Below are 5,596 nucleotides of genomic sequence, written 5' to 3' on the forward strand. Positions count from 1 at the left end.
CAGTTTTACGGTTCAGCAGCTCTTTAACAATCAGATTACCGATAAGTGTGGGTGTTTTACACCTGCACTGTTGAGAAGAAGACAAGACGATGTTTTGACATTGTCCTGTTGGTTTCTTTGAAGCAGACCAGAAGTTATTAAGTTAGAGATTGAACATAAGAGTTTGATCCTGGCTCAGATTGAACGCTGGCGGCATGCTTTACACATGCAAGTCGAACGGCAGCGGGGTAGTGCTTGCACTACTGCCGGCGAGTGGCGAACGGGTGAGTAATATATCGGAACGTACCGAGTAATGGGGGATAACCAATCGAAAGATTGGCTAATACCGCATACGTCCTGAGGGAGAAAGCGGGGGATCGCAAGACCTCGCGTTATTCGAGCGGCCGATAACTGATTAGCTAGTTGGTGGGGTAAAGGCCTACCAAGGCGACGATCAGTAGCGGGTCTGAGAGGACGATCCGCCACACTGGGACTGAGACACGGCCCAGACTCCTACGGGAGGCAGCAGTGGGGAATTTTGGACAATGGGGGCAACCCTGATCCAGCCATGCCGCGTGTATGAAGAAGGCCTTCGGGTTGTAAAGTACTTTTGTTAGGGAAGAAAAGGGAAGTGCTAATACCACTTTTTGCTGACGGTACCTAAAGAATAAGCACCGGCTAACTACGTGCCAGCAGCCGCGGTAATACGTAGGGTGCGAGCGTTAATCGGAATTACTGGGCGTAAAGCGAGCGCAGACGGTTATTTAAGCAGGATGTGAAATCCCCGGGCTCAACCTGGGAACTGCGTTCTGAACTGGATAGCTAGAGTGTGTCAGAGGGGGGTAGAATTCCACGTGTAGCAGTGAAATGCGTAGAGATGTGGAGGAATACCGATGGCGAAGGCAGCCCCCTGGGATAACACTGACGTTCATGCTCGAAAGCGTGGGTAGCAAACAGGATTAGATACCCTGGTAGTCCACGCCCTAAACGATGTCGATTAGCTGTTGGGCAACTTGATTGCTTAGTAGCGTAGCTAACGCGTGAAATCGACCGCCTGGGGAGTACGGTCGCAAGATTAAAACTCAAAGGAATTGACGGGGACCCGCACAAGCGGTGGATGATGTGGATTAATTCGATGCAACGCGAAGAACCTTACCTGGTCTTGACATGTACGGAACCCTTTAGAGATAGAGGGGTGCCTTCGGGAACCGTAACACAGGTGCTGCATGGCTGTCGTCAGCTCGTGTCGTGAGATGTTGGGTTAAGTCCCGCAACGAGCGCAACCCTTGTCATTAGTTGCCATCATTTAGTTGGGCACTCTAATGAGACTGCCGGTGACAAACCGGAGGAAGGTGGGGATGACGTCAAGTCCTCATGGCCCTTATGACCAGGGCTTCACACGTCATACAATGGTCGGTACAGAGGGTAGCCAAGCCGCGAGGTGGAGCCAATCCCAGAAAACCGATCGTAGTCCGGATTGCACTCTGCAACTCGAGTGCATGAAGTCGGAATCGCTAGTAATCGCAGGTCAGCATACTGCGGTGAATACGTTCCCGGGTCTTGTACACACCGCCCGTCACACCATGGGAGTGGGGGATACCAGAAGCAGGTAGGGTAACCGCAAGGAGCCCGCTTGCCACGGTATGCTTCATGACTGGGGTGAAGTCGTAACAAGGTAGCCGTAGGGGAACCTGCGGCTGGATCACCTCCTTTCTAGAGAAAAAGTAGGGGTAGAGCATCCACACCTATCGGTAATCAGATATAGATGCGAAGAGAATGTTGGGTTTGTAGCTCAGCTGGTTAGAGCACACGCTTGATAAGCGTGGGGTCGGAGGTTCAAGTCCTCCCAGACCCACCAGTAGTCGTAGAGCGGAGCAGATCCGCCCAGGTACTGGGGGCATAGCTCAGTTGGTAGAGCACCTGCTTTGCAAGCAGGGGGTCATCGGTTCGATCCCGTTTGCCTCCACCACACAATACTTTCCAAATAAAAGTATGCTAAATATACGAGTAAGCTGCTGCATCTTGCAGTTTGCGCGGTAGTTTATTTTTATTTGCGAAGTTAAAACGCATCGATCTTTAACAAATTGGCAAGCCGAAATCAACAAACAAACGAAGTAAGGCTTATCTCTGAGATAAGTCATACAGAAATTTGGGTGATGATTGTATCGACCGAATCCTGAAACACAAAAGGCGGGATTCGGACACAACAAGCAGTAAGCTTTATCAAAGTAGAGGCCTTAAGCCCCAGCTGTAGTCAACGCAGCGTAGGCGAAGTCAAAAAGGCACTTCAAATGATAGAGTCAAGTGAATAAGTGCATCAGGTGGATGCCTTGGCGATGATAGGCGACGAAGGACGTGTAAGCCTGCGAAAAGCATCGGGGAGCTGGCAATAGAGCTTTGATCCGGTGATGTCCGAATGGGGAAACCCACACAGCAATGTGTATCCTAAGCTGAATACATAAGCTTAGAGAAGCGAACCCGGAGAACTGAACCATCTAAGTACCCGGAGGAAAAGAAATCAACCGAGATTCCGCAAGTAGTGGCGAGCGAACGCGGAGGAGCCTGTATGTGATAGTTGTCGGGATAGGAGAAGGAATTGGAAACTTCCGCCATAGTGGGTGATAGCCCCGTATCCGAAATTCCGGCAGTGGTACTAAGCATACGACAAGTAGGGCGGGACACGAGAAATCCTGTCTGAATATGGGGGGACCATCCTCCAAGGCTAAATACTCATCATCGACCGATAGTGAACCAGTACCGTGAGGGAAAGGCGAAAAGAACCCCGGGAGGGGAGTGAAATAGAACCTGAAACCTGATGCATACAAACAGTGGGAGCACTTTATTGTGTGACTGCGTACCTTTTGTATAATGGGTCAACGACTTACATTCAGTAGCGAGCTTAACCGGATAGGGGAGGCGTAGGGAAACCGAGTCTTAATAGGGCGTCATAGTTGCTGGGTGTAGACCCGAAACCGAGTGATCTATCCATGGCCAGGTTGAAGGTGCCGTAACAGGTACTGGAGGACCGAACCCACGCATGTTGCAAAATGCGGGGATGAGCTGTGGATAGGGGTGAAAGGCTAAACAAACTCGGAGATAGCTGGTTCTCCCCGAAAACTATTTAGGTAGTGCCTCATGTATCACTTCCGGGGGTAAAGCACTGTTATGGCTAGGGGGTCATTGCGACTTACCAACCCATGGCAAACTCAGAATACCGGAAAGTGCAATCATGGGAGACAGACAGCGGGTGCTAACGTCCGTTGTCGAAAGGGAAACAACCCAGACCGCCAGCTAAGGTCCCAAATGATAGATTAAGTGGTAAACGAAGTGGGAAGGCTTAGACAGCCAGGATGTTGGCTTAGAAGCAGCCATCATTTAAAGAAAGCGTAACAGCTCACTGGTCGAGTCATCCTGCGCGGAAGATGTAACGGGGCTCAAATCTATAACCGAAGCTGCGGATGCATGCTTCATTAAAACAGCTTGCCGGAGCAAAGCGACGGAAAGCGCCCATCAAAGTCGAGTATGGTAGATAGCTGTTTTAATGAAGCATGCATGGTAGGGGAGCGTTCTGTAGGCCTGAGAAGGTGTTTCGTAAGGAATGCTGGAGGTATCAGAAGTGCGAATGTTGACATGAGTAGCGATAAAGCGGGTGAAAAGCCCGCTCGCCGAAAGCCCAAGGTTTCCTGCGCAACGTTCATCGGCGCAGGGTGAGTCGGCCCCTAAGGCGAGGCAGAGATGCGTAGTCGATGGGAAACGGGTTAATATTCCCGTACTTGATTTAAGTGCGATGTGGGGACGGAGAAGGTTAGGTCAGCAAACTGTTGGAATAGTTTGTTCAAGCTAGTAGGTGGAAGAATTAGGCAAATCCGGTTCTTCATAACACCGAGAAGCGATAACGAGTATCTACGGATACGAAGTGACTGATACCACGCTTCCAGGAAAAGCCACTAAGCTCCAGCTTAAATCGAACCGTACCGCAAACCGACACAGGTGGGCAGGATGAGAATTCTAAGGCGCTTGAGAGAACTCGGGAGAAGGAACTCGGCAAATTGATACCGTAACTTCGGGAGAAGGTATGCCCTCTGAGGTGAAGGATTTACTCCGTAAGCTTTGGAGGGTCGCAGAGAATCGGTGGCTGCGACTGTTTATTAAAAACACAGCACTCTGCAAACACGAAAGTGGACGTATAGGGTGTGACGCCTGCCCGGTGCTGGAAGGTTAATTGAAGATGTGAGAGCATCGGATCGAAGCCCCAGTAAACGGCGGCCGTAACTATAACGGTCCTAAGGTAGCGAAATTCCTTGTCGGGTAAGTTCCGACCCGCACGAATGGCGTAACGATGGCCACACTGTCTCCTCCCGAGACTCAGCGAAGTTGAAGTGGTTGTGAAGATGCAATCTACCCGCTGCTAGACGGAAAGACCCCGTGAACCTTTACTGTAGCTTTGCATTGGACTTTGAAGTCACTTGTGTAGGATAGGTGGGAGGCTTAGAAGCAGAGGCGCTAGTTTCTGTGGAGCCGTCCTTGAAATACCACCCTGGTGACTTTGAGGTTCTAACCCAGGTCCGTGAACCGGATCGGGGACCGTGCATGGTAGGCAGTTTGACTGGGGCGGTCTCCTCCCAAAGAGTAACGGAGGAGTTCGAAGGTTACCTAGGTCCGGTCGGAAATCGGACTGATAGTGCAATGGCAAAAGGTAGCTTAACTGCGAGACCGACAAGTCGAGCAGGTGCGAAAGCAGGACATAGTGATCCGGTGGTTCTGAATGGAAGGGCCATCGCTCAACGGATAAAAGGTACTCCGGGGATAACAGGCTGATTCCGCCCAAGAGTTCATATCGACGGCGGAGTTTGGCACCTCGATGTCGGCTCATCACATCCTGGGGCTGTAGTCGGTCCCAAGGGTATGGCTGTTCGCCATTTAAAGTGGTACGTGAGCTGGGTTTAAAACGTCGTGAGACAGTTTGGTCCCTATCTGCAGTGGGCGTTGGAAGTTTGACAGGGGCTGCTCCTAGTACGAGAGGACCGGAGTGGACGAACCTCTGGTGTACCGGTTGTCATGCCAGTGGCATCGCCGGGTAGCTAAGTTCGGGAAGGATAAGCGCTGAAAGCATCTAAGCGCGAAACCTGCCTGGAGATGAGACTTCCCTTGCGGTATAACCGCGCTGAAGAGTCGTTCTAGACCAGGACGTTGATAGGTGGGGTGTGGAAGCGCGGCAACGCGTGCAGCTAACCCATACTAATTGCTCGTGAGGCTTGACTCTATCATTTGAAGTGCTTTGCGGTGTAGAAACACCGGGAAGAGAACTCAATAGAATAAAGCTTACTGGAATCGATACACATTACCCGATTGTTTGGTTAGTAGCCGGACAGAACAGTTTGATTTGATTAACCGGAGTGACATGACCGGTGGCTTGACGATTTGTACAGTTTAAGTTTGGCGGCCATAGCGGTTTGGTCCCACGCCTTCCCATCCCGAACAGGACCGTGAAACGAACCAGCGCCGATGATAGTACGGATTACCCGTGCGAAAGTAGGACACTGCCAAACACCTATTTACGACACCTGCCTGATGGCGGGTGTCGTGCTTTGTGGGAGTATGATGAAAGGAATGGAAA

General features: G+C 51.0%; 2 tRNA genes and 3 rRNA genes. All 5 read left to right on the forward strand.

The window, feature by feature from the left end:
• Window positions 1-151 precede the first annotated feature (151 nt).
• The 5 genes from A7P96_RS05440 (at window position 152) to rrf (ending at window position 5,528) form a co-directional block, all read left to right on the forward strand.
• Window positions 152-1,692, forward strand: a 16S ribosomal RNA gene (locus tag A7P96_RS05440).
• 68 nt (window positions 1,693-1,760) lie between these two features.
• Window positions 1,761-1,837, forward strand: a tRNA-Ile gene (locus tag A7P96_RS05445).
• Between the two features lie 35 nt (window positions 1,838-1,872).
• Window positions 1,873-1,948: transfer RNA gene (locus A7P96_RS05450), tRNA-Ala, on the forward strand.
• Between the two features lie 329 nt (window positions 1,949-2,277).
• Window positions 2,278-5,242: ribosomal RNA gene (locus tag A7P96_RS05455) — 23S ribosomal RNA — on the forward strand.
• A 172-nt stretch (window positions 5,243-5,414) separates the two neighbouring features.
• A 5S ribosomal RNA gene (gene rrf / locus A7P96_RS05460) occupies window positions 5,415-5,528 on the forward strand.
• Together the 16S, 23S and 5S rRNA genes with 2 tRNA genes alongside form the textbook arrangement of a ribosomal RNA operon.
• Window positions 5,529-5,596 lie beyond the last annotated feature (68 nt).

Origin of the sequence: Eikenella sp. NML03-A-027 (assembly GCF_001648395.1) — a bacterium.
In the GTDB taxonomy this organism is placed as follows: Bacteria; Pseudomonadota; Gammaproteobacteria; order Burkholderiales; family Neisseriaceae; genus Eikenella; species Eikenella exigua.